At 70.7% G+C, this 20709-nt stretch carries 16 protein-coding genes; 6 read left to right on the top strand and 10 right to left on the bottom strand.

The window, feature by feature from the left end; genetic code table 11:
* Positions 1–28: 28 nt before the first annotated feature.
* Entirely contained in the window at positions 29–1288 is a 1260-nt protein-coding gene (locus CXP56_RS14375) for an NAD(P)/FAD-dependent oxidoreductase (protein WP_286901429.1), read from the top strand.
* Positions 1289–1498: 210 nt separating this feature from the next.
* On the opposite strand, the gene CXP56_RS14370 is transcribed toward CXP56_RS14375, so the two are convergent.
* Positions 1499–5350, bottom strand: coding sequence for a GH92 family glycosyl hydrolase (locus CXP56_RS14370; protein ID WP_286901428.1), 3852 nt, complete (start codon positions 5348–5350; stop codon positions 1499–1501).
* A gap of 218 nt (positions 5351–5568) precedes the next feature.
* On the opposite strand from CXP56_RS14370, the gene CXP56_RS14365 reads away from it, so the two are divergent.
* The 3 genes from CXP56_RS14365 (at position 5569) to CXP56_RS14355 (ending at position 8004) form a co-directional block, all read left to right on the top strand.
* On the top strand, positions 5569–6315 hold the full coding sequence (locus tag CXP56_RS14365; RefSeq protein ID WP_038045039.1) for a S1 family peptidase: 747 nt from the start codon (positions 5569–5571) through the stop codon (positions 6313–6315).
* 157 nt (positions 6316–6472) lie between these two features.
* Positions 6473–6733, top strand: a complete 261-nt coding sequence (locus tag CXP56_RS14360; RefSeq protein ID WP_286901427.1) for a hypothetical protein — start codon at positions 6473–6475, stop codon at positions 6731–6733.
* Between the two features lie 299 nt (positions 6734–7032).
* Positions 7033–8004, top strand: coding sequence for a DUF6454 family protein (locus CXP56_RS14355; protein ID WP_286901426.1), 972 nt, complete (start codon positions 7033–7035; stop codon positions 8002–8004).
* A gap of 124 nt (positions 8005–8128) precedes the next feature.
* Here CXP56_RS14355 and CXP56_RS14350 read toward each other — a convergent pair whose 3' ends face one another.
* The 7 genes from CXP56_RS14350 to CXP56_RS14320 form a co-directional block, all read right to left on the bottom strand.
* A complete protein-coding gene (locus CXP56_RS14350) occupies positions 8129–8710 on the bottom strand; it encodes a DinB family protein (RefSeq protein ID WP_245566650.1) in 582 nt (193 codons plus the stop codon).
* A gap of 237 nt (positions 8711–8947) precedes the next feature.
* Positions 8948–9763: a DNA-formamidopyrimidine glycosylase family protein gene (locus CXP56_RS14345; protein WP_051310179.1), complete on the bottom strand. Its 816-nt coding sequence runs from the start codon at positions 9761–9763 to the stop codon at positions 8948–8950.
* Entirely contained in the window at positions 9750–14171 is a 4422-nt protein-coding gene (locus CXP56_RS14340) for an Lhr family helicase (RefSeq protein WP_286901423.1), read from the bottom strand. The genes CXP56_RS14345 and CXP56_RS14340 overlap by 14 nt, the downstream gene beginning before the upstream one ends.
* A gap of 61 nt (positions 14172–14232) precedes the next feature.
* The gene (locus CXP56_RS14335; protein ID WP_286901421.1) at positions 14233–15138 is read right to left on the bottom strand and encodes a hypothetical protein; all 906 of its coding nucleotides are present in this window, start codon (positions 15136–15138) and stop codon (positions 14233–14235) included.
* A 38-nt stretch (positions 15139–15176) separates the two neighbouring features.
* On the bottom strand, positions 15177–15362 hold the full coding sequence (locus tag CXP56_RS14330; protein WP_028847789.1) for a hypothetical protein: 186 nt from the start codon (positions 15360–15362) through the stop codon (positions 15177–15179).
* A 103-nt stretch (positions 15363–15465) separates the two neighbouring features.
* On the bottom strand, positions 15466–16608 hold the full coding sequence (locus tag CXP56_RS14325; protein ID WP_245566649.1) for a S66 peptidase family protein: 1143 nt from the start codon (positions 16606–16608) through the stop codon (positions 15466–15468).
* A 108-nt stretch (positions 16609–16716) separates the two neighbouring features.
* The gene (locus tag CXP56_RS14320) at positions 16717–17259 is read right to left on the bottom strand and encodes a dihydrofolate reductase family protein (RefSeq protein WP_028847787.1); all 543 of its coding nucleotides are present in this window, start codon (positions 17257–17259) and stop codon (positions 16717–16719) included.
* 149 nt (positions 17260–17408) lie between these two features.
* Here CXP56_RS14320 and CXP56_RS14315 point away from each other — a divergent pair, with 149 nt between their 5' ends.
* Positions 17409–17753 carry a GatB/YqeY domain-containing protein gene (locus tag CXP56_RS14315; protein WP_286901419.1) on the top strand — a complete coding sequence of 115 codons (345 nt, stop codon included), beginning with the start codon at positions 17409–17411 and terminating at the stop codon, positions 17751–17753.
* Here CXP56_RS14315 and CXP56_RS14310 read toward each other — a convergent pair whose 3' ends face one another.
* Positions 17754–18314 carry a dihydrofolate reductase family protein gene (locus CXP56_RS14310; RefSeq protein WP_028847785.1) on the bottom strand — a complete coding sequence of 187 codons (561 nt, stop codon included), beginning with the start codon at positions 18312–18314 and terminating at the stop codon, positions 17754–17756.
* 151 nt (positions 18315–18465) lie between these two features.
* Here CXP56_RS14310 and CXP56_RS14305 point away from each other — a divergent pair, with 151 nt between their 5' ends.
* Positions 18466–19464, top strand: coding sequence for a CobW family GTP-binding protein (locus tag CXP56_RS14305; RefSeq protein ID WP_028847784.1), 999 nt, complete (start codon positions 18466–18468; stop codon positions 19462–19464).
* A 110-nt stretch (positions 19465–19574) separates the two neighbouring features.
* Here CXP56_RS14305 and CXP56_RS14300 read toward each other — a convergent pair whose 3' ends face one another.
* On the bottom strand, positions 19575–20678 hold the full coding sequence (locus CXP56_RS14300; protein ID WP_286901418.1) for a S66 peptidase family protein: 1104 nt from the start codon (positions 20676–20678) through the stop codon (positions 19575–19577).
* Positions 20679–20709: the final 31 nt, after the last annotated feature.

Below are 20709 nucleotides of genomic sequence, written 5' to 3'. Positions count from 1 at the left end.
ACATCGCCGGCAAGGCGTGGAGGTTCCCATGGCAGGCGTCGAGCGCATCGACGGTGGCCCCCGTTCGGTGATCGTGGTGGGAGCAGGCATCGTCGGCCTGTCCACTGCCTGGTTCCTGCAGGAACGCGGTGTGGACGTCACCGTCCTCGACCGCAAGGGCGTTGCCGCGGGGTCGTCCTGGGGCAACGCGGGCTGGATCGCCCCCGGCCTGGCGATTCCGCTCAACGAGCCGTCCGTGCTGCGCTACGGGGTGAAGTCGCTGTTCAACCCCAAGGCTCCGCTGCACATCCCGGTCAAGGTCGACCCGGCCCTGTGGGCGTTCCTCACCCGGTTCGCCGCGAACTGCCACTGGGGTTCGTGGACCAGAGCGGTGCGCACCAACCTGCCGCTCAACGAGGAGTCCATCGAGGCCTACGACGTGCTGACCGCCAACGGCGTGGCCGCCACCACGAACCCGGCGCCCATCACCGCAGGCTTCACCTCCCCGCGGGCGGCCACCGGCCTGCTGCGGGAACTGCGCCGGATGGCCGAAGCCGGGCAGCAGGTCCCGCACGCCGCGGTGGAACGCGACCAGCTGCGTGAGCTCGTCCCGCTGGCCTCGGACGCCCTCACCGCCGGTGTACGCATCGACGAGCAGCGGTTCGTCGACCCGGGCACCTTCGTGCACGCGCTGGCGGACTCGGTCACCGCGCGCGGCGGCGCGATCAGGATCGCCGAGGTCACCGACGTCGATGCCACCCCGTCCGGGGTCACCGTGCACGCCAGGGGCGGCCAGACCTTCCGCGCCGACGCCGCCGTGGTCGCGACCGGCGCGTGGCTGTCCCGCCTGGCCGCCGAGTGGGGCGTCCGGGTGCCGGTACGGGCCGGCCGCGGCTACTCGTTCACCGTGCCGGTGGACGGGGAGGTGCCGGGACCGATCTACCTGCCCGAGGTCCGCGTCGCGTGCACGCCGTACCAGGGGGCGCTGCGGGTCGCCGGGACCATGGAGTTCCGCGGGCCGGACGAGAAGTTCGTGCCCGCGCGCCTGGAGGCGATCATCGCGTCCACCAAGCCGCTGCTGAAGGGCGTGCGCTGGGAGGAACGCACCGACGAGTGGGTCGGTCCGCGCCCGGTGACTCCGGACGGCCGCCCGCTGATCGGTGCCACCCGCCTGCCCAACCTGTACGTCGCGGGCGGGCACGGCATGTGGGGGCTGGCGCAGGGCCCGGCCACCGGTCGCCTGCTGGCCGAGCAGATCACCACCGGCAAGCAGCCCGCGGCGCTGATCGACTGCGACCCGCTGCGCTGACCCGCGCCGGTAGCACACCACGGCTCGCGGTCGGCGCTCGCACATCGAACGCCGCGCCGAGCCCGCCTGCGCGTGCGCCGATCCGCCGGAGCCGCGAGGCCTGCCCAGCGACCGTTCGCCCGTCGTGCCGACGGCAGCCGAGCGCTCGGCATGAGCGGCGCGCCACGCCGGTTCCCCCCGAGAGAGCCGGCTGGCGCGCCGCTTGCCGGACTACCGTCCAGGCTTGGCGAGCAGTTCGACCTCGGCCACACGCGCGTCGCCGACGAACTCCAGCCGGTAGTAGGTGTACTTGCCCGGCTTGGCGACCTTGAACGGCCTGGTCTGCTGCCGCCAAGTGAACGTCTCGTCGGAGCGCTGGTCGAGCACCGTCCACTTCTTGCCGTCGCGCGAGCCGCGCAGCACCCACCTGCCCGGGTCGCTGCCCGCCGACTTGCCCGACGTGATCGTGTAGAACTCGACCAGCTCGCCCGGCCTCTTCGCCTCGAAGGTCACCTCGGTGACGGCCGCCTCGGTGTTCGAGTCGTCGTCGGTCGCCGCCGACGAGTTCGGCAGCACGTCGGCCAGTGGCTGCGGTACCTTGCTGCCCTTGGTCAGCGACGGCGGCAGGGCCGCGGCGCCGGTGCCCCACTTCGACGGCTTCGGCCCCATGGTGAACTCCAGCACGGCACCGTCGGCCAGCAGCGAGTGCGGCAGATAGGTCTTGTGGTACGGCTTGCCGTCGACCTTCAGGTCCTGCACGTAGACGTTCTGCGGGCTGTTGTTCCGCGCCTTGATCACCAGCTTCTTGCCGTTCTCCAGGTGCACCGTGGCCTTGGTGAACAGCGGCGAGCCGATCGCGTAGTTCGGGCTGCCCATCTGCAGCGGGTAGAAGCCCAGCGCGCTGAACACCCACCACGCCGAGTGCTCACCGTTGTCCTCGTCGCCCGGATAGCCCTGGCCGATCTCGCTGCCCAAGTACAGCCGCGAGGTGATCTCTCGGACCAGCTTCTGCGTCTTGGCCGGCTCACCGGCGTAGTTGTACATGTACGGGATGTGGTGCGACGGCTGGTTCGAGTGGCCGTACTGCCCCATCCGCACGTCACGGGCTTCCACCATCTCGTGGATGACGCCGCCGTAGGAGCCGGTGAACTTCGCCGTCTCCGGGGTGGCGAAGAACTCGTCCAGCTTCTTGGCCAGCTTGTCCCGCCCGCCGTAGAGGTTGGCCAGCCCCTGGCCGTCGTGCGGCACGGTGAAGGCCATGTTCCAGCCGTTGGTCTCGGTGTAGTCGTAGCCCCACACCCGCGGGTCGTACTCGTCCGGGGACAGCCGCCAGTTGCCGTCGTCGTCCCTGCCCTGGAAGAAGCCGACCCGCTCGTCGAACATGTGCACGTAGTTCAGCGCCCGGTTGCGCAGGTACTCGGCTTCCTCGGCGTACCTCTTCTTCTCCGCCGGGTCCTTCGCCCGGTCGGCCAGCAGCTGCGCCATGTTGGCCAGCCCGAAGTCGTTGAGGTAGCCCTCCAGGGCCCACGACATGCCCTCGTGGGTCGAGGTCGGCGTGTAGCCGCGGAAGATCGACTTGCGCAGGCCCTTCCGCCCCACGTTGTCGTTGGGCGGAGTGACGGTGGCGTTGCGCATGCCCGCCTCGTAGGCGCCCTTGACGTCGAAGTTCTCGATGCCCTTGGTGTAGGCGTCGGCGAACGCCACGTCGGAGCTGGTGCCGGTCATCAGGTTCGCGTAGCCCGGTGACGACCAGCGCGCGATCCACCCGCCGTCCCGGTACTGCTGGACGAATCCGTCGATCATCTCCCCGGCCTGCTTCGGGGTGAGCAACGCATACGCCGGCCACGTCGTCCGGTAGGTGTCCCAGAAGCCGTTGTTCACGTACACCTTGCCGTCGACGATCTTCGAGCCGGTGTGGGTCGGGGTGTCGTTGCCCTCCTTGGGCACGAACGGACTGGCGTAGGCGTATTTCGGCTTGTCCTTGGTCCCGACGTTCTCGAACCCGGAGTTCGGGTACAGGAACAGCCGGTACAGGTTGGAGTACAGGGTGATCAGCTGGTCCTCGGTCGCGCCTTCGACCTCGACGACCTTCAGCTTCTTCTCCCAGGCCCGCTTGGCCCGGTCCCGCACCGTCTCCAGCGTGTCGGACGGCGCGATCTCCAGCTCCAGGTTCTTGCGCGCCTGCTCGACGCTGATCAGTGACGTGGCGATGCGCATGGTGACCGTGTCGGCGTCGCCGAACTTGAAGAACCCGGTCACGTCCTTGCCGCCACCGCCGGGCAGCATGCCGCTGTCGGTCACCGGCTTGTCGAACGTCGCGTAGACGAACATCCGGCCCGCACCCTCCGACAGTCCGCTCTTGACGTCGGAGTAGCCGGTGACGGTCCGGTTCTCCGGGTCCAGGGTCAGGCCGCCGTCGTTGTTGACGTTGTCGAAGATCAGGTTCGCCGCGCCCGGGAACCGGAACCGGAAGATCGCCGCGTGATCGGTCGGCGCGAACTCGGTGACGATGCCGTTGTCGAACTTCACCCGGTAGTAGTGCGCTTTGGCCACCTCGTCGTCGTGGCTGAACGCCAGCGCCCGCTTCTTCCGGTCGGCGTCCGGCGTGCCCTCCGCGGGCGACGGCATCACCTGGAACGTCTGCCGGTCACCCATCCACGGGCTCGGCTCGTGGCTGACCGTGAACGCCTCGATGTCCGGCTTGTTCTCGGCGTTGTTGTGCGCGTGGTAGCTGTACAGCCACGAGATCGAGCCCGCGTCGGTCATCGGGGACCAGAAGTTGAAGCCGTGCGGCACCGCTGTCGCGGGGAAGTTGTTGCCGCGGGAGAACGCGCCACTGGAGTGCGTCCCCCTGGTGGTGATGACGTAGTCGGCCACGCTGTCGTAGCGCTTCTCCGGCTGCTTGGCGGTCAGCCGGATGTCGTCGATCCAGCCGCGGAACCCGCCGTCGCCGGCGGCCGGGTTGTCGTAGCCGACGAGGATGCGGTCCACGGTCTTGCCCGCGGCGACCTTGCCGATGTCGGCCACGATGTTGTTCCACTGGTCGGCGTAGAGCGTCTTGGCCTCGCCCTGGCGCCGCGGGTGCACCGGCACGCCGCGGCGATCCTTGGCCGAAAGGTCCGACAGGTATGTCCCGTCGGTGAACGCCAGGTCCACCGCGACGTAGGTGCTCGGGTAGGTCAGGTCGCCCAGCAGCTCGGGGAAGATCACGTATGACAACGTTGTCTTCGGTGTCACCTTGACGTCGACGTCGAAGACCTTGTTGTAGGAGTAGGCGCGGCCTTTGCCGGAGTGGGAGCCGACGAAGCGCAGCGCATGCGTGCCGGTGAAACCGACTTTGGTCTTGGCCGCAGGCGCGCTGGTCGGGCCGTTGCCGACCGCCGTTCCCATGTGCGGCTTGCTCGGCTTGGCGTCCTTGCCGGCGAACTGCACCTCGGCCAGCTGCACGATGTCGCCGCTGCCGTTGCGGGTGATGTCCAGCCGGTAGTAGCGGTAGGCGGTGCCGGTGTCGACGGCGTACTCCTTGGTCTGGAACCGGTCGGAGAAGCTCTCACCCTGCCTGCTGTCGATCTCGGCCCAGTCCTCGCCGTCGACCGAGCCGAGCAGCGTCCAGTCCCGCGGATCACGCTCGGGGTGGTCGTTGGCCGAGGTCAGCGCGTAGCGGGTGATCGTGACCGGCTGGTCGAAGCGGAACTGCGCCCAGCCGGTCGGCTCGAACACCAGCCACTTGCTGCCCGGGTCGAAGTCGACCAGGTTCTCCGCCACCTCGCCTGCGCCGGTGTTCTCGCCGTTGGCGGTGACCTCGACGATCTGGTCGGAGATGTCACCGGCGATCCTGGTGGGGTCGGCCGAGGTGACGCCGCCCGTCTTGGGCTTGCCGGACGGTCCGGTCTCGACGGTGTCGGTCCACGTGGGGCGCGGATCGCCCGGTTCGAACGAGGAGAAGAACTCGGTGTTGCCGGCCGGCTCGGCGGTCGCGGTCGATGCGAGCGGGACGATCAGCGCCCCCGCCACCACCACACCGGTGGCCACCGCCGTCAGCCGAGCCGAGGAAGAACGGAACCAACCACGCGGACGCACCATCGCGTTGTCCTCCCCGACGAGAAGTGCCGCAGTGTTCGGTGCTCAGTATGACAACGTTGTCAACCCCTACCGGGTGATCACCACGGCGGCCGGTCGAGTGGCAACCGGACACGACGATCGACGGATTCCCGCGTGGTGATGCGGCCCCTAGCGTGCCCCCGCGTCAGCGGTTTCCACCCCTGCTGAAGAAACCGATGCACGACACAAGCGAGGGACCCATGCTGTATCGACGCAGATCAGCCCTGTTCAGCACCGTCGCCGCGACCGTGACCGCCGCCGGAGCGGTCGCCGCGCTGACCGTCGCCCCTGCCGCGCAGGCGCAGCAGGCCGGCGACGGACCGGCACCGACGATCATCGACGGCGGCACGGCCGAGAGCGGTCCGTGGGCCGCGCGGTTGTTCACCAACGGCCGGGAGAACTGCTCGGCCACGATCATCGCGCCCACCTGGATCCTCACCGCACAGCACTGCGTGACCGGCGGGAACCTGACCTTCCGCATCGGTGACGTCGACCAGACCAAGGGCATCGAAGCCGCCCAGGTGCCCGGCGGCATCCACCAGCACCCGACCGCCGACCTGGCGCTGGTGAAGATCGACCGGCCGGTCGACACCGAGTACGCCGTGCTCGGCGGCCCGGGTTCGGTGCACCCAGGCGACACCGTGCGGGTCTACGGGTGGGGCGCCACGTGCACCGACCGGCCGGAGATCGAATGCCAGTCGCAGCTGCTCAAGGTGGCAGACGTGACCGTGACCCGGGTCGGCAACGGCTGCACCGACTACCGAGGCGGCGAGGCAGTGTGCGCGCGGCGCGGTGACGGCATCCCGGCCGGTGGCGATTCCGGTGGGCCGATGTTCGCCGGGAACGTGCAGGTAGGCGTGGCTTCCACCAGCGACCGGCAGACGGCTACCTCCTACACCCACGTCGCGCCTTACCTCGGCTGGATCAACCAGGTGATCAGCGGCTGACGCCGCCGGGTCGCTGCATGCCCCGAACAGATCGGAAGACATGCGCGGATCGCGGGTTCGGCAGGCGGACTTTGCTCGGTCGGCCGAACCCGCGATCGTCAGCACCGGCGGACGCCAGCCGTGGTGTCACCGTGGACGACAACGGGTAGCCGCCGGGATGGCTTCCGCACTGCAGACCATCAAGTCCTTCTTCCAGTCCCTGATGCCGTCCGGACGGCCGACACCCAAGCCGGAGAGCGACGCGCCAGGAGATTCCGCCGTGGCGAGCACCCGGGCGACCGGCGGTGACCCGGACCGCTCCGGCACCGATGCCAGCACGACCGGACCGGGCGAGAACGACACCTTCGTCGGCCGGGTCAGCGGGCAGGACGAGGGTTACGCCGGGGAGACGGGCGCCGAGCGGCGCAGCCGCGAGTAGCCGTACGGCGCTTCTGGTTCGCCTTCGGCCAGCACGAAACAGATCGAGTCGACGGCCATGCCGCTACGGCGATCGTCGCCGCGGTGTGCGTGGCCGCCGCCTGTGCCCGGCGCGGGAGCACGACACACCCGGCAGGCGTCGTTGACGATCGCTCGACCGAATGGCACATCATCCCTCATTGGTAGACATGCAGTGACAGACGCGCGTCACAAGAAGGTCGCTTCGCGTCTTGATTGCCGCCATCGGGTGGGTATAGGCAACGGATCGTGCATCGGAATCCCCTTCGGAGGAGAAGCAACATGCGCGCGCGTACCTTTCTGGCCCTGCTCGCCGTCCCGGTGGCGATGATCGGCGTGGTGGGCAGCAGTTCGGCCGCCCCGGGCGACGGCAAGGGGAAGGCGCACCGCGACGAGCCCCTGGCCGAGGCCATCCGGCAGGTCGATCGGTCGACCGCATGGCGGCTGGTGGACCGGATCCCGCTGGCCTTCGAGACCCATCACCCGCAGGGGCTGGCCGCGGTCGGCGACAAGCTGTTCCTGTCCAGCGTGGAGATCATCGAGCGGCCGACACCGTACCCCGAGCCGGACGAGGACGGCTACGACCGTTCGCCGGGCAAGGGCGTGGGGCATGTCTTCGTGCTCACCCGCGACGGCAAGCTGATCCGCGACATCGAGGTGGGCGAAGGGCCCGAGGGCACGATCTACCACCCGGGCGGCATCGACTACGACGGCCGCCACGTGTGGGTGCCGGTCGCCGAGTACCGGCCGAACAGCAGCGCGATCATCTACCGGATCGACCCACGCACCTACCGCGTCACCGAGGAATTCGGCTACCGCGACCACGTCGGCGGTGTCGTCGTGGACCGGGTCACCGGTGACGTGCACGGGGTGACCTGGGGATCGCGGCGGATGGTGCATTGGAACCGGCACGGCCACCTGCGCAAGGTCGAGCAGAACGTCAGCCACTTCATCGACTACCAGGACTGTGCGTACGTCGGCAGCCGCAAGCAGCTGTGCACCGGGATCACCGAGCTGGCGACCGCGGACGGCGGCCGCTTCGAGCTGGGCGGTGCGGCGCTGCTCGACCTGCGTGACAACGCGATCCTGCACGAGGTGCCACTGCCCGGCTTCTCCACCGCCGGCCACACGATCACCCGCAACCCCGTGCTGTTCGAGGTCGACGGCGACACGCTCCGGATGATCGCGGCGCCGGACGACGGCGAGGAAGGCGCCGGGACCGAGCTGTTGGTCTACGAGACGGATCTGTCGTAGCGGCAGACCCGGACCAGGGCGGCCCGGCCGGTACCTCGCCCGGACTCCACCCGTACGGCGGACACCCGACGCACGCGCCGCCGGCGAGACGCGCTGAGCGCCGCCCTGGTCGCGGGCCAGCCCGCTACTGCCCTACCCGGCCGTCTATGCACTCGCGCAACAAGTCGACGTGCCCAAGGTGCCGTGAGTACTCCTCGATCATCCCCACCAGCACTTCCCGCAGCGAGATCGCACCACCGCCGCTGCCGTGTTTGTTGCCCGGGTCGGCCGCGGTGACGTCCAAGCTCGGCACCTGGGCGACGAACCGGGTGGCGAAGTCCACCTCGGACCGCCACACCGCCCACGCCTGGTCCACCAGCGACTGATCGGCGACCGCGCCGTCGAAGTCGCCGTCCGGATCGCCCGGCCCGCCGAACCAGCGCGGGGCCCGCTGCCCCGCCATGAGCTCGCGGAACGTCGCGCGCTCGACATCGGCCAGATGGCGGACCAGCCCGAGCAGCGACATGGTGGACGGGGGAACCGCCCGCCGCGCCATCTGCTCCGCGGTCAGCCCCGCGCACTTCATCTCCAGCGTCAGCCGGCACTTGCGCAGGGACTCGCTGAGTGTGGTGCGTTCGTCGGCCAATCTCGGCCCGTGCTCGCGCGGATCGTCGTCCGACGGCCTGCCGTCTTCGGTGAACATGTCGGCTCGGCGGCGTGTGCCCATCTGGTCATTGTCGACACAACTCCGACGACCGGCCACCGGAAGCGCCGGGAAGCACGCCGCCCGCGCCGGCCGCCGTCGCACCCGGCGGCGTGCGGTCGCGCGGTCATCCCGTCATGCTGACAGCCCGGGCACCAGTACCTCACCTGCGGCTCCGCCGAACCGAACCAAGCCCGCCGGACGGCCGTACCACAACGGCAGCAAGCACGCCCGCCACACCAACGAGCCGTCCGTGCCGCGCTACGGGCTGCGCAGACCCACAACGGACGCGCGGTCATCCGGCTGGCAGCCCGGACACCAATACGTCACCCGCGGCTCCGCCGAACCGAACCAAGCCCGCCGGACGGCCGTACCACAACGGCGACAAGCACGCCCGTCACGCCCGTAGACCCACAACGGACGCCGGTAGTCCCCCGTGGTGATCCTCCTGCCCGGCCGCCGATTCGCACGCAGCAGCGTCCGCGACCGTTCGGCCAGATCGTGCAGCCTCGCGAAGTCAAGCGTGGCGATCGGCTGCGCCGGATGCAGCCGCTCGAGGAACGCGACCTCGCACTTGTAGACATTCCCCACACCCGCCATGACGCGCTGGTCGAGCAGGAAATCCGCCACGGTCGTGGCCGGGTCGGCGCCCCGTGCCCGCTTGGCGAAGTCGTCCCAGTCGAACTCGTCGGCGATCAGGTCCGGCCCCAGCGGGCCGAGTACCCGCGCCTCGATCGCGGGGGTTCGATCCGCCTCGACGTCGCGGGTGCCGCTGACCGTGACCACACCCTGGGCGGTGGCGAGCAGCAGCCGCGCCGGACCGGGCCGCACCGGGCCGGCAGGCCGGACGCGCAGCGTGCCGTTCATGGCCAGGTGGACGTGCACGCTGTATCCGGATTCCAGATCGATCACCAGGTGCTTGCCGTGGGTGCGCACGGCGGTCACCGTGCTGCCCAGGATGCGGGCCGAATACCGGCGCACCGACGGCGCCGAGCCGGCCACGGTGAGGACTTGCTCGCCGAGGAGCACGGGCCGCGCCGCATGCGCGGCGTGCACGTAGGAATCACCCTCCGGCACGGGGGCTCCAGCGCATCCCTCGGGCGGTGGGGACGAAACCGTGCTCGCCGAGCACGGCCGCGAAGCCGGAACGGTGCACCGGCTCGCCGTCCACCGTCGCCACGACGAACCGGCGGGTCCGCCGCGCCAGGCCTGCCAGCGCCGCCGCGACCTTGCCGTCCAGGTCAGGGCTCGGATCGAGCCGACGCAGTGCGCGGCCACCGCCTTCGACGTAGGCCACCAGGCGGCCGTCAACCAGCACCACCGACGCTCCGGCGACCCTGGCCAGCCTGCCCATGGACACCGAAGGCCATTCCAGCGTCGCGCCGTACGGGTTGGCCGGGTCGGTGGCCGCCAGGACCTGCACGACGCTTTGGTCGCCGCCGTCGGCCGCCCGCAGCCGCCCGATCGCGCCGGGCAACGCGAACTGGGCACCGCCGAGCCCTTCGACGAAGTAGCCTCGCCGGGCCCGGCCGGTTTCCTCCAGCTGGGCCAGCACCGGGTACAGGCCGCTGAAGCCGCCGGGGATTCCTTCCGCGGCCACCGCGGCGCGCGTGACCACGCCGTGCCGCTCCAGCAGCTGCTCGGTCCACGCCGCGGCGAACTGCGTCGGGGACAGCTGCGGGTTCAGCAGGTCGGCCACGAGCGTCCACCGCCCGGCGGCACGCGGGGGCACGGCGCTGCGCCCACGCACCGTCCGCCCTCGGCCGACGAAGGCACGCACCGGCGCGAACGTGTCATTGCTGACCACGCCCGCCCACACCAGGTCCCACAGCGCGCTCAGCGCCTCTTCCTGGTCGCACCCGGCGGCACGCTGCAGCTGGGGGAAGAAGCTCGCGCCTCGCTCGCCGAGGTGCTGCACGATCGCCGCGTGCGGTTCGCCCTCCGGCGGCTCGCCGCCCGACCGGAGCAGCAGCTCGGCCTGGTCCCGCAGGTACAAGGCCACCTTGCCGTCCCGGGACCCCAGCGCGCCCGCACCCACCCAGACCACGGCACCTTCCGCCATGAGCGCGTCCAGCATCGGCGCGGGATCGGCGACCCGGGCGGCCAGCACGTCCGACTCGAGCACCGTGGCCGGGATCGGCACGCCCTGCAGCTTCTCGACGGCCGCCACCAGTGCATCGCGGCCGGACGGGGGATCGTCGCTCACGCCGTGCCATGCAGGCAGGAACGTCCCGAGCCTTTCCGCAGGCACCGGCTCGATCTCACCACGCAGCTCGGCCAGCGATCCGCGCTTGATGCGCCGCAGCACGTCGGCTCCGGCCCATTCCGTTCCCTCGCCACGCGGGTCGAACGCGCCGTGCACCACCGAACCGCCTGCCGCCAGCCGCTCCAGGGTCGACTCCACCACCGCGACGGGCAGCCCGAGCGCTTCCGCCGCATCGGCCACCGCGAAGGGGCCGTGCGTGCGCGCATACCGAGCGACGACATCTCCCAGCGGATCTGCCACCGGCTCCAAGAAAGCGTCCGGTACTCCTTGTGGGGGCTGGATCCCCAGTGCATCGCGCAGGCGCGCGATGTCCTCGGCCGCGGCGACGTGCACCTCTCCGCGGATGCGCACCTGACAAGCCCGTCGCGCGTCCAGCAGCTCGGCGACGTACCCCTCCGCCGCCGAGGGCTCGGCACAACGCACCGCGATCGCCGCAGGAGTCAGCGGCCCGAGGTGGCGGAGCATGTCCGCGACTTCCTCGGCCGAGCGGGCCTGCCGGTCCTCGGTCAGCCGTTGCAGATCGTGCTCGACGGCGGCGATGACCTCCGCCGACAGCATTTCCCGCAGTTCGGACTCGCCGAGCAGTTCCGCCAGCAGCTCACGATCCAACGTCAACGCCATGGCGCGCCGCTCGGCCAGCGGCGCGTCCGCCTCGTACAGGTAGGCGGCCACGAAGGCGAACAGCAGCGACGAGGCGAACGGGCTGGCCGACGGCAGCTCCACGTCGACCAGCCGGATGCCGCGGCGCTGGATCTCGCCGAGCACGTCCAGCAGGGCGGGCAGGTCGAAGTCGTCCTGCAGGATCTCCCGGTAGCACTCCAGCACGATCGGGAACGAGCCGAACTGACGGGCGACGGACAGCAGATCCGCGGCGCGCCGCCGCTGCAACCACAACGGGGTACGTGAGCCGGGCCTGCGCCGGGGCAGCAGCAGCGACCGCCCGGCGGCCTCCCGGAACCGGGCGGCGAACAACGCCGTGCCGGCGAGGTGGTCGACGACCAGCTGCTCGACCTCCTCCGGGTCCAGCTGCAGGTCCGCAAGCGACGGCACCTCGTCGGCATCCGGGAAGCGGAACGCGATGCCGTCGTCGGAGTAGATCATGTCGACGTCGTAGCCGAGCCGGGCGCGCAGCCGCTGGGTCAGCGCCATCGCCCACGGCGCGTGCACCTTGGCCCCCAGCGGGGACAGGATGACCACGCGCCAGTCGCCGATCTCGTCCCGGAACCGCTGCACCACGATCGTGCGGTCGTCCGGCAGCACCCCGGTGGCCGCTTTCTCCTCGGCCAGGTAGGTCAGCAAGTTGGCGGCGGCGAACTCGTCGAGGTGGTACTCCTCGCGCAGCAGCCGGGCGGCCTGCTCGGCGGGCAGCGAGGAGAGCCGCCGGACGAACCGGCCCACCGCGCGCCCGGCCTCGATCGGCCTGCCCGGCTGGTCGCCGTGCCAGTACGGCAGCTGGGCGGCGGGTTCACCGGGCGCCGGGGTGACCACGACGGTGTCCGGCGTGATGTCGACGATCCGCCAGCTGGTGGAGCCGAGGACGAACACGTCGCCCTCGCGCGACTCGTACACCATTTCCTCGTCGAGCTCGCCGACACGAGCCCCGTCCGGCAGGGCCACCCGGTACATGCCGCGATCGGGGATGGTGCCCGCGTTGGTGCTGGCCAGCACCCGGGCGCCGGGCCGGGCGGTGACGACCCCGGTGATCCTGTCCCACACCACGCGCGGCCGGAGCTCGGCGAACGCGTCGGACGGGTAACGGCCGGCCAGCATGTCCAGCGTGGCGTCGAACGCCGAGCGCGGCAGCTGTGCGTACGGGGCGGCACCACGCACCAGGTCGTAGAGCTCGTCGGCGGTGAACTCACCGGTGCACACGATGGCCACCAGCTGCTGGGCCAGTACGTCCAGCGGGTGCCGGGGCACGACCGTGCGCTCCACCTGTCCCTCGGCCATGAGCTTGCCGACCACGGTCGCCACCAGCAGGTCGCCGCGGTGCTTGGGCAGGATCTTGGCCCGCGAGACCTCGGCGACCTGGTGCCCGGCGCGGCCGACACGCTGCAGCCCGGACGCCACCGACGTCGGCGCCTCCACCTGCACCACCAGGTCGACGGCGCCCATGTCGATGCCCAGCTCCAGCGACGACGTCGCCACCACGGCCTTCAGCGCGCCCCGCTTGAGGGCCTCCTCGATCTGGATGCGCTGCTCGCGCGCGATCGAGCCGTGGTGGGCACGGCTGATCTCCTCCCCCGCCAGCTCGTTGAGCTCGTTGGACAGCCGCTCGGCCTGCCGCCGCGAGTTGACGAAGACGATCGTGGACCGATGCTCGTCGATCAGCTCCAGGATCCGGGGACGGATCGCGGTCCAGATGGTGGTGCGCGGCAGCGGCCGTGCCGCCTGCTGATCCTCTTCCGCGGGCGCGGCGGGGTCCACCGGCGCGGTCATGTCCGCCACCGGCACGGTCAGCTCCAGCTCCAGCGACGGCGCGCCACCGGCGTCCACCACGGTGACCGGACGCGGCCGCCATGCGCCGCCCGGCCCGCCCGGCTCGCCACCGGCCAGGAACTCGGCGATCGTCTCGATCGGCCGCTGGGTCGCGGACAGGCCGATGCGCTGCAATGGCTCGACGGGGCGGCCGGTGTCCCGGCGGCGGCGCTCCTCCAGCCGTTCCAGGCAGAGCGCCAGGTGAGCGCCGCGCTTGGTGCCCGCGACGGCGTGCACCTCGTCGACGATCACCCACCGCACCGACGCCAGGACCTCCGCGGCCTGGGACGTCAACAGCAGGTGCAGCGACTCCGGCGTGGTGATCAGGATGTCCGGCGGCTGCCTGCGCATCCGCCCGCGATCCGCGGCCGGGGTGTCCCCGGTGCGCACGAAGGTACGCAGCTCGGGCAGGGGGCCCGCGCCCATGCGCTCCGCGGCGTGCCGGATGCCGTGCAGCGGGGCGCGGAGGTTGCGGTCGATGTCGTGCGCCAGCGCCTTCAACGGCGACACGTAGAGCACCCGGCACCGTTGCTCGTCGGGCACGGACGGTTCGGTGTAGAGGCGGTCGATCGCCCACAGGAACGCGGCCAGGGTCTTGCCCGATCCGGTAGGCGCGTGGATGAGCGTGTCGACGCCAGAGCCGATGGCCGCCCAGCCTTCGGTCTGCGCCTTGGTGGGTGCGTCGAACGACGACCGGAACCAAGCCGCGGTCGGGGCAGTGAAGTGCTCGAGGACGTCCACCGACCCGAGCCTACGGCAGCACTCCGACACCGCACGGCCGCTCGAGGACGGCCGGCCGACGCTACGGGGCCGTCCCGAGGTCCAGCCGGCCCGCACGGTGCAGGGTGAGCAGCGCCTGCACCGTGGCATGGCCGCGCCACTCCAGCGCGGCGGCGGGCGAGAAGCTGGCGAAGTCCACCGCCCACCCGCCGTCGGGAAGCTGCCGGGCGGCCAGGGCGTCCAGTTCGGCTTCGATCACGCCGTCGTCCAGCAACCGGCTCGCCGGCGAGCCCGGGGCCGGCGCGAAGTCCAGCGCACGCATCGTCTCGCCTTCCGCTCCCCCGGCGACGGGGACCCGGCCGTCGCCCGGCACGAAGCGGCCGAGACGATCCAGCAGCCGCTCGGCTTGCGGGTAACGCGGAACGGCGGCGTCGAGGAAGCGCACGGCGAACGCCAGCTCGATGGCATGCGGCGCTTCGTCGATCGCTTCCACCGCCGCGAAGCAGTAGCGGCAGGCACGATCCAGCCACGGGTGCTCGGCCACCGCGGGATCATGGGCGGCGACCCGCAGCGCGGCCCCTGCGGCGAAGGCGGTGCTGTGCAGCGCAGGCACTTCCGGGTCGGCGTCGACCCAGAACGGGGCGGAAGCGGACGGGTCACGCATCGGGAGCGCGAACGGCAGCCCACCGTCGGGCATCGTGACCGAGGCCAGCCAGTCGCACAGTTCGGCGGCACGTGGCGAGGTGTGCGGCGCGATGTCCTCGAAGACCTCGAAGGCGTGCAGGGCCCCGCCCGGCTGGCTTTCCGCCGCGCGCAGATCGGGTTCGAGGCCCCAGCCGTATCCACCGTCCGGGTTGCGATACGCCTCGAGCGCGGCAAGGACGGCTTCCGGGCTGCCGCGACCGGTCAGCAGGTCGAACCGGCGCCGGTCGAGCAACCGGGCATGGGCAGCCAGAAACGACGCGGCGGCGGCGAGATCGACGCTCACCCCGCGGAGTATGCCACCGGCCTCCGGCATGCCGGTGCTCACTGCTGCCGCTGTGCTCGGCCTTCCGAAGCGTCCAGCCCGAGCATCTCCAGCAGCATCGCGCATTCCTGCGCGTCGGCCGACAGAGAGGCCACCGCACGGGTGGCGCGGCGCCGCTGCTCGGCTGTCATCGCTTCCTCGGCGCGCATCACCGCAGCGGGGAGGCGTGCCTTGGTCGCAGTCATGCCGCTCGGCTACCCAACCCCACCACGGTCCACACGTGCGGCCGTCCCCCATCCGGCACCCGGCGCCACCGTGGCCTTCGGCCGTGCGCACACCGGCCGCCGGTCAGTCGTCACTGACCGCGGAGTCGACGACCAGCGTGCCCGCTTCGGCGTCCATGGTCGCCCGCACGCCCAGCGGGATGGTGAGCTGGCCGGTGCCGTGCCCGAGCTTCAGCCCGCCGAGCACCGGCACCCCGAGTGCGCCGAGGCGGTCCTTGAGCACCCCCACCGCGTCCCACTCGCCCGCATCGTGCTTGCTGTCGGTGACCTGCCCGACGACCACCCCGGCCACTTTGCGCAGCCCGCCGGAGCGCATCAGCTGGGTGAGCATGCGGTCGATGCGGTAGTTCTCCTCGCCGACCTCCTCGAAGAAGAAGATCGCGCCCTCCAGGTCGAGCTCGTCCCGCGTGCCGATGGAGGACGCGACCAGCGTGAGGTTGCCGCCGAGCACCACCCCGGACGCCTTGCCCGGCACCATCACCTGCGCGGTCGGCTCGTTCGGGTCCCGCCGCAACCGCACTTTCTCGCTGGTCATCACCGCCGCGCGCAGCGCATCGGCCGACTCCTGGCCGACGCGGTCGGCGTTCCAGGTGACCATCGGCCCGTGGATGGTGGCCAGCCGGGTGGAGGCCCACAGTGAAGCCTGCAGGCTGGTGATGTCACTGAAACCGACCAGGACCTTCGGATCGTGCCGCAGCGCGGAGACGTCGATTCCGTCGGCGATGCGCTGGCACCCGTAGCCACCACGCGCGGTGAACACCCCGCGAACCTCGGGGTCGCCCAACGCCGCATTGAGGTCGGCCAGCCGGTCCTCGTCCTTGCCTGCCAGGTAGCCGTACTTGTCGAAGACGTGCTTGCCCAGCTCGACGGTCAGCCCCCAGCTGCGCAGGATGGCAATTCCGCGCTCGAGCGCGTCCTTGTCCGGGGTGCTGCCCGGCGCCACCACCCGTACCTTGTCACCCGGCCGCAGCTTGCGCGGCCGCAAGCTCTTCACCACTGGCTTGCGATTCTTTCCCACCGGCCTGCGCGCGGTGTGCTCGTCGGCCATGCTGCTCGACACGTCCTGGGCGGGCGGTGGCGTGCGGGGCCCCGCTTCCGGCCGTGCGGTCACCGCGGTCGCACACGAGGTCGCCATGGCTGCAGCTGCCGCCAGCGATGTGCCGAGCAAGCGCCTTCGGTCGAACGTGCCGTCTCGCGAACTGGTCATGTCGGGCCTCTCTAACGGCCCACCACCCCGAAGACAGCTGCACTCTATCGTCGGCCCAGGCCGGCACGTCACCCTGGTTCGTCGGAACGTGCGCTCCCGGCCTGCACGCTATTCGTCGTCCGACGGCGCGTAGACCAGGTGCACCACACCGGTGTCGAACGTGGCCGACGACAGCAGCTGCAACGGGACGGTCGGCCCGTCGTCGAACAGTCGCTGCCCCCTGCCCACCACGATCGGGTGCACCAGCAGGTGCAGCTCGTCCAGCAATCGCTGTTCCAGCAACCACCGCACCAACACCACGCTGCCGGTGACGCCCAGGTTCATTTCCTGCTTGAGCTTGCGCAGGTGGCCGGCCACGTCGGTGCTGATCAACGTGGTGTTCTGCCAGGTCGCCTCGGTCAGCGTGGACGACACGACGAACTTGCGTGCGTTGTTCATCTGCTGCGTCATCGGGTCGTCCGGATCGGCCTTGGGCCAGTACTCGGCGAATCCCTCGTAGGTGACGCGGCCCAGCAGCGTGGCATCCGCCTCGCTCATCAGCCTGCCGACCGCCGCCCCCATCTGGTCGTCGATGTAGGACATGTGCCATTCCTCCGGCGCTTCGACCACACCGTCGACCGACACGAACAGTCCTGACTTGATGGAACCCATGGCTTCTCCTCGATTGCCGGTGTCGATTGCTGGTTGCTGACGAGATTTCGGCGGTGTCCTCGACCGGTGGCCCGGCCGGCCGCGTCGCAGCGCTGCCGTGCCGGTAATTCGTTGGCCGGTTGCCGCACCCGGTGCTTACCGTGACTGCCATGCGTGCCGCTCTCCGTGCGGATCTCACCGCCGCCATGAAGGCCAAGGACCGGATCGCAGTGTCGGCGTTGCGTTCGGCGCTTGCCGCGATCGACGACGCCGAAACGGTGCCCGCCGCGCCGCAGCCCGGCGTCGAGGCCAGTGAGCACGTGGCAGGTGCCGCCGCCGGGATCGGCGCGGCCGACGTGGCGCGCAAGCAGCTGACGGAGGAGGAAATGCGAGCGGTCGTGGCTCGCGAACATCGGGAGCGGGTCGCCGCTGCCATGACCTACGCGGAACTCGGCAGGAACCAGGACGCCAGCCGGGCCCGGGCCGAGGCGGACGTCCTGGCCCGTTACCTCTGATCAGCCCTGCTGATCGTTCTTCGGCCGGTACGCCAGGTACATCACGCCGTTGTCGTAGACCTGGGCATCCTTTCGATCCCACGTGGCCGGAGCCATGCCTTCCGGCCACAGCCGGGGCCCTCCGCCCCGGGTGACCGGGTAGACGCACAAGTTCAGTTCGTCGACCAACCCGTCGGCCAGCATGGTGCGCACCAAGGTCGCCGAGCCGCTCACATACAGGTCGCCGATCTCTTCCTTGAGCTTGCGGATGCGCTCCGGGTCGTACGGCCCGAGCACCGTGCTGTTCTGCCACGCGCTGGTGTCGGTCAGCGTGCTGGTGACGACGTACTTCTGGGTGTCGTTGAAGAACGGGGCACCCTCGTCGTCCTCGACCGTCCTGACCGACCACGCGGGCGCGAACATCTCCCAGGTCTTCCGCCCGAGCAAGATGCCCTTGCAGTTGCTGGTCACCTCGCGCAGCGCGTCCGCCATGCGCGGGTCCCAGGGGTAGTCGAACGTCCAGGTCGGCGCGTCGATCACGCCGTCCAGGCTGACGAACTCGTGCACGTGGATCTCACCCATCACCGAACCTCCGTGATCGCCGGACTCGCCCATGCGGACCGGGCGCGATCTGCGAGCTCATCGCCACGACGACCCAATGTGAGACAGATCACATGAGCGGCTCTCGAGGCGCGCCGACGGAGCCCGGCCGACGGTGTGGCAGGCTGCGGGCATGGCCATCCCCACGGTGATCGTGACCGGCTTCCTCGGTTCGGGGAAGACCACACTGCTCAATCACCTGCTGCGCAACCGGCAAGGCATGCGCATCGGCGCGATCGTCAACGACTTCGGCGCCGTCGGGATCGACGCCATGCTGGTCTCCGGCCAGGTCGACGCCATGGTCTCGTTCGCCAACGGCTGCCTGTGCTGCGCGGTCGACGCCAGCGGGCTGGACGCCATGCTCGGCAAGCTGGCCGACAGCCAAGCGGTGGACATGATCGTGATCGAGGCCAGCGGCCTGGCCGAGCCGAAGGACCTCATCCGGTTGATGGCGGGCAGCCGGCACGACGGCGTGGCCTACCAGGGCCTGATCGAGGTGGTCGACGCAGCGGAGTTCACCGCCACCCGCGAGCGGCATCCGCAGCTGGACGAACACCTCAAGGCAGCGGATCTGGTGGTGCTCAACAAGATCGACCGCGCAGGCGACCCGGAGCGGATCACCTCCCTGGTGCGCGAGCTGGCCTCCGGCACCCCGGTGCTGGCCGTGGAGTACGGGCGGATCGATCCGCAGATGCTCGTCGACCTGCCGCGCAGGCAGGAACCCGCGGAACGGCAGCTGTCGTTCGCCGACCTGCTGGACGACGAGACCGACGAGCACGACCACCTGCACGCCGCGTACGAGGCGATCGACTTCACCACGGACACCCCGCTGGATCCCCGCGCCCTGCTGGCCTTCCTGGAGAACCAGCCCGCCGGGATCTACCGGATCAAGGGCTTCGTGCACTTCGCGGTGCCGGGGCACGAGCAGAAGTTCGTCCTGCACACCGTCGGCGGGTTCGTGCGCGTGGAACGCCGACGCTGGCGGTGCGACGAACGGCCGCACTCCTCGTTGGTGCTGATCGGTGCAGGCATGGACACGAGCGAGATCCAGCAGCGCCTCCGAGCGTGCGAACACCTCGGCACATGCGCCGTGGACGAACAAGCAATGCTGGGCATCCTGCGCTTTCTGTGACAGCACCCGGCGGTGTCACCACACCCGCACCGCCGGACACCGCGCAACCCGGTCGGGCACTGCTGCGCCGAGCCGCCGCGCCCGCTCCCGGAGAGCACCAGCCGCGCCAGCTAGCCGTCGCTGACCGCGGGCTCAACGGTCAGCGTTCCTGCCGCGGCGTCCATCGTCGCCATGGACCCCAGCGGCACCGTGAGCTGCCCGTCGCCGTGTCCCAGCTTCAGCCCGCCAAGGACGGGCACCCCGAGATCACTGAGCCGGTCGGTGAGCACACCGACCGTGTCCCACTCACCGGAGCCGTGCGAGCTGTCCGTGATCTGCCCGATCACCACGCCCGCCACCCGCGACAACGCGCCGCTGCGCCGCAGCTGGGTGAGCATGCGGTCGATGCGGTAGTTCGCCTCGCCGACGTCCTCGAAGAAGAAGATCGCGCCGCGCAGGTCGAGCTGGTCCCGGGCGCCGATCGAGGTGGTCACCAACGTCAGGTTCCCGCCGAGCAGCACCCCGCGCGCCTTGCCCGGCACCATCACCGCCGCGGTGCTCTCCGCCGGGTCGCGCTCGAGCACGATCGGCTCGGTGGTCATCACCGCCCTGCGCAGCGACTCGATCGACTCCGGGCCGGTGCGGCCGTCGTTCCAGCTCACCATCGGGCCGTGCACGGTGGCCAGCCGGGCGGACTGCCACAGCATCGCCTGCAGGCACGTCAGGTCGCTGAAGCCGACCAGCACCTTCGGGTCCCGCCGCACGGCGCGCAGGTCGATCCGGTCGGCGATGCGCTGGCAGCCGTAGCCGCCGCGCGAGGCGAACACGCCGCGGACCTTCGGGTCGGCGAGCGCTGCGTTGAGGTCGGCCAGCCGATCCTCGTCCTTGCCCGCCAGGTAGCCGTACTTGTCGAACACGTGCTTGCCGAGCTCGACCTTCAGCCCCCAGCTCTCCAGGATCTCGATCCCGCGCTCCACCAGCCGCGGATCCGGGCTGCCCGCCGGTGAGACCACGCGGACGGTGTCTCCGGGCCGCAGTTTCGGCGGCCGCACGGTCTGCCCTCGGCGCAATCGCTCCAGCCGCCCCGGCAGCGGTGCCATGCCCGCGACCTCCGTGCCGCGCGCCTGCTCCGACGCCGCGGCCGTCCCGGTGGCCGCCACGGTCATGGCCGCGGCTGCCGCCGAAGCGCCGAGCAGTGCTCTCCGGTTGAGTGTTCCGACGTCCGGTCGTGCCATCGTGTGGCCTCCCTCGCCGCGTGGTGCCTGC

The sequence above is a fragment of the Thermocrispum sp. genome (genome assembly GCF_002919275.1).
Taxonomy (GTDB): domain Bacteria; phylum Actinomycetota; class Actinomycetes; order Mycobacteriales; family Pseudonocardiaceae; genus Thermocrispum; species Thermocrispum agreste.
This window is presented reverse-complemented; position numbering and strand designations above follow the sequence as displayed.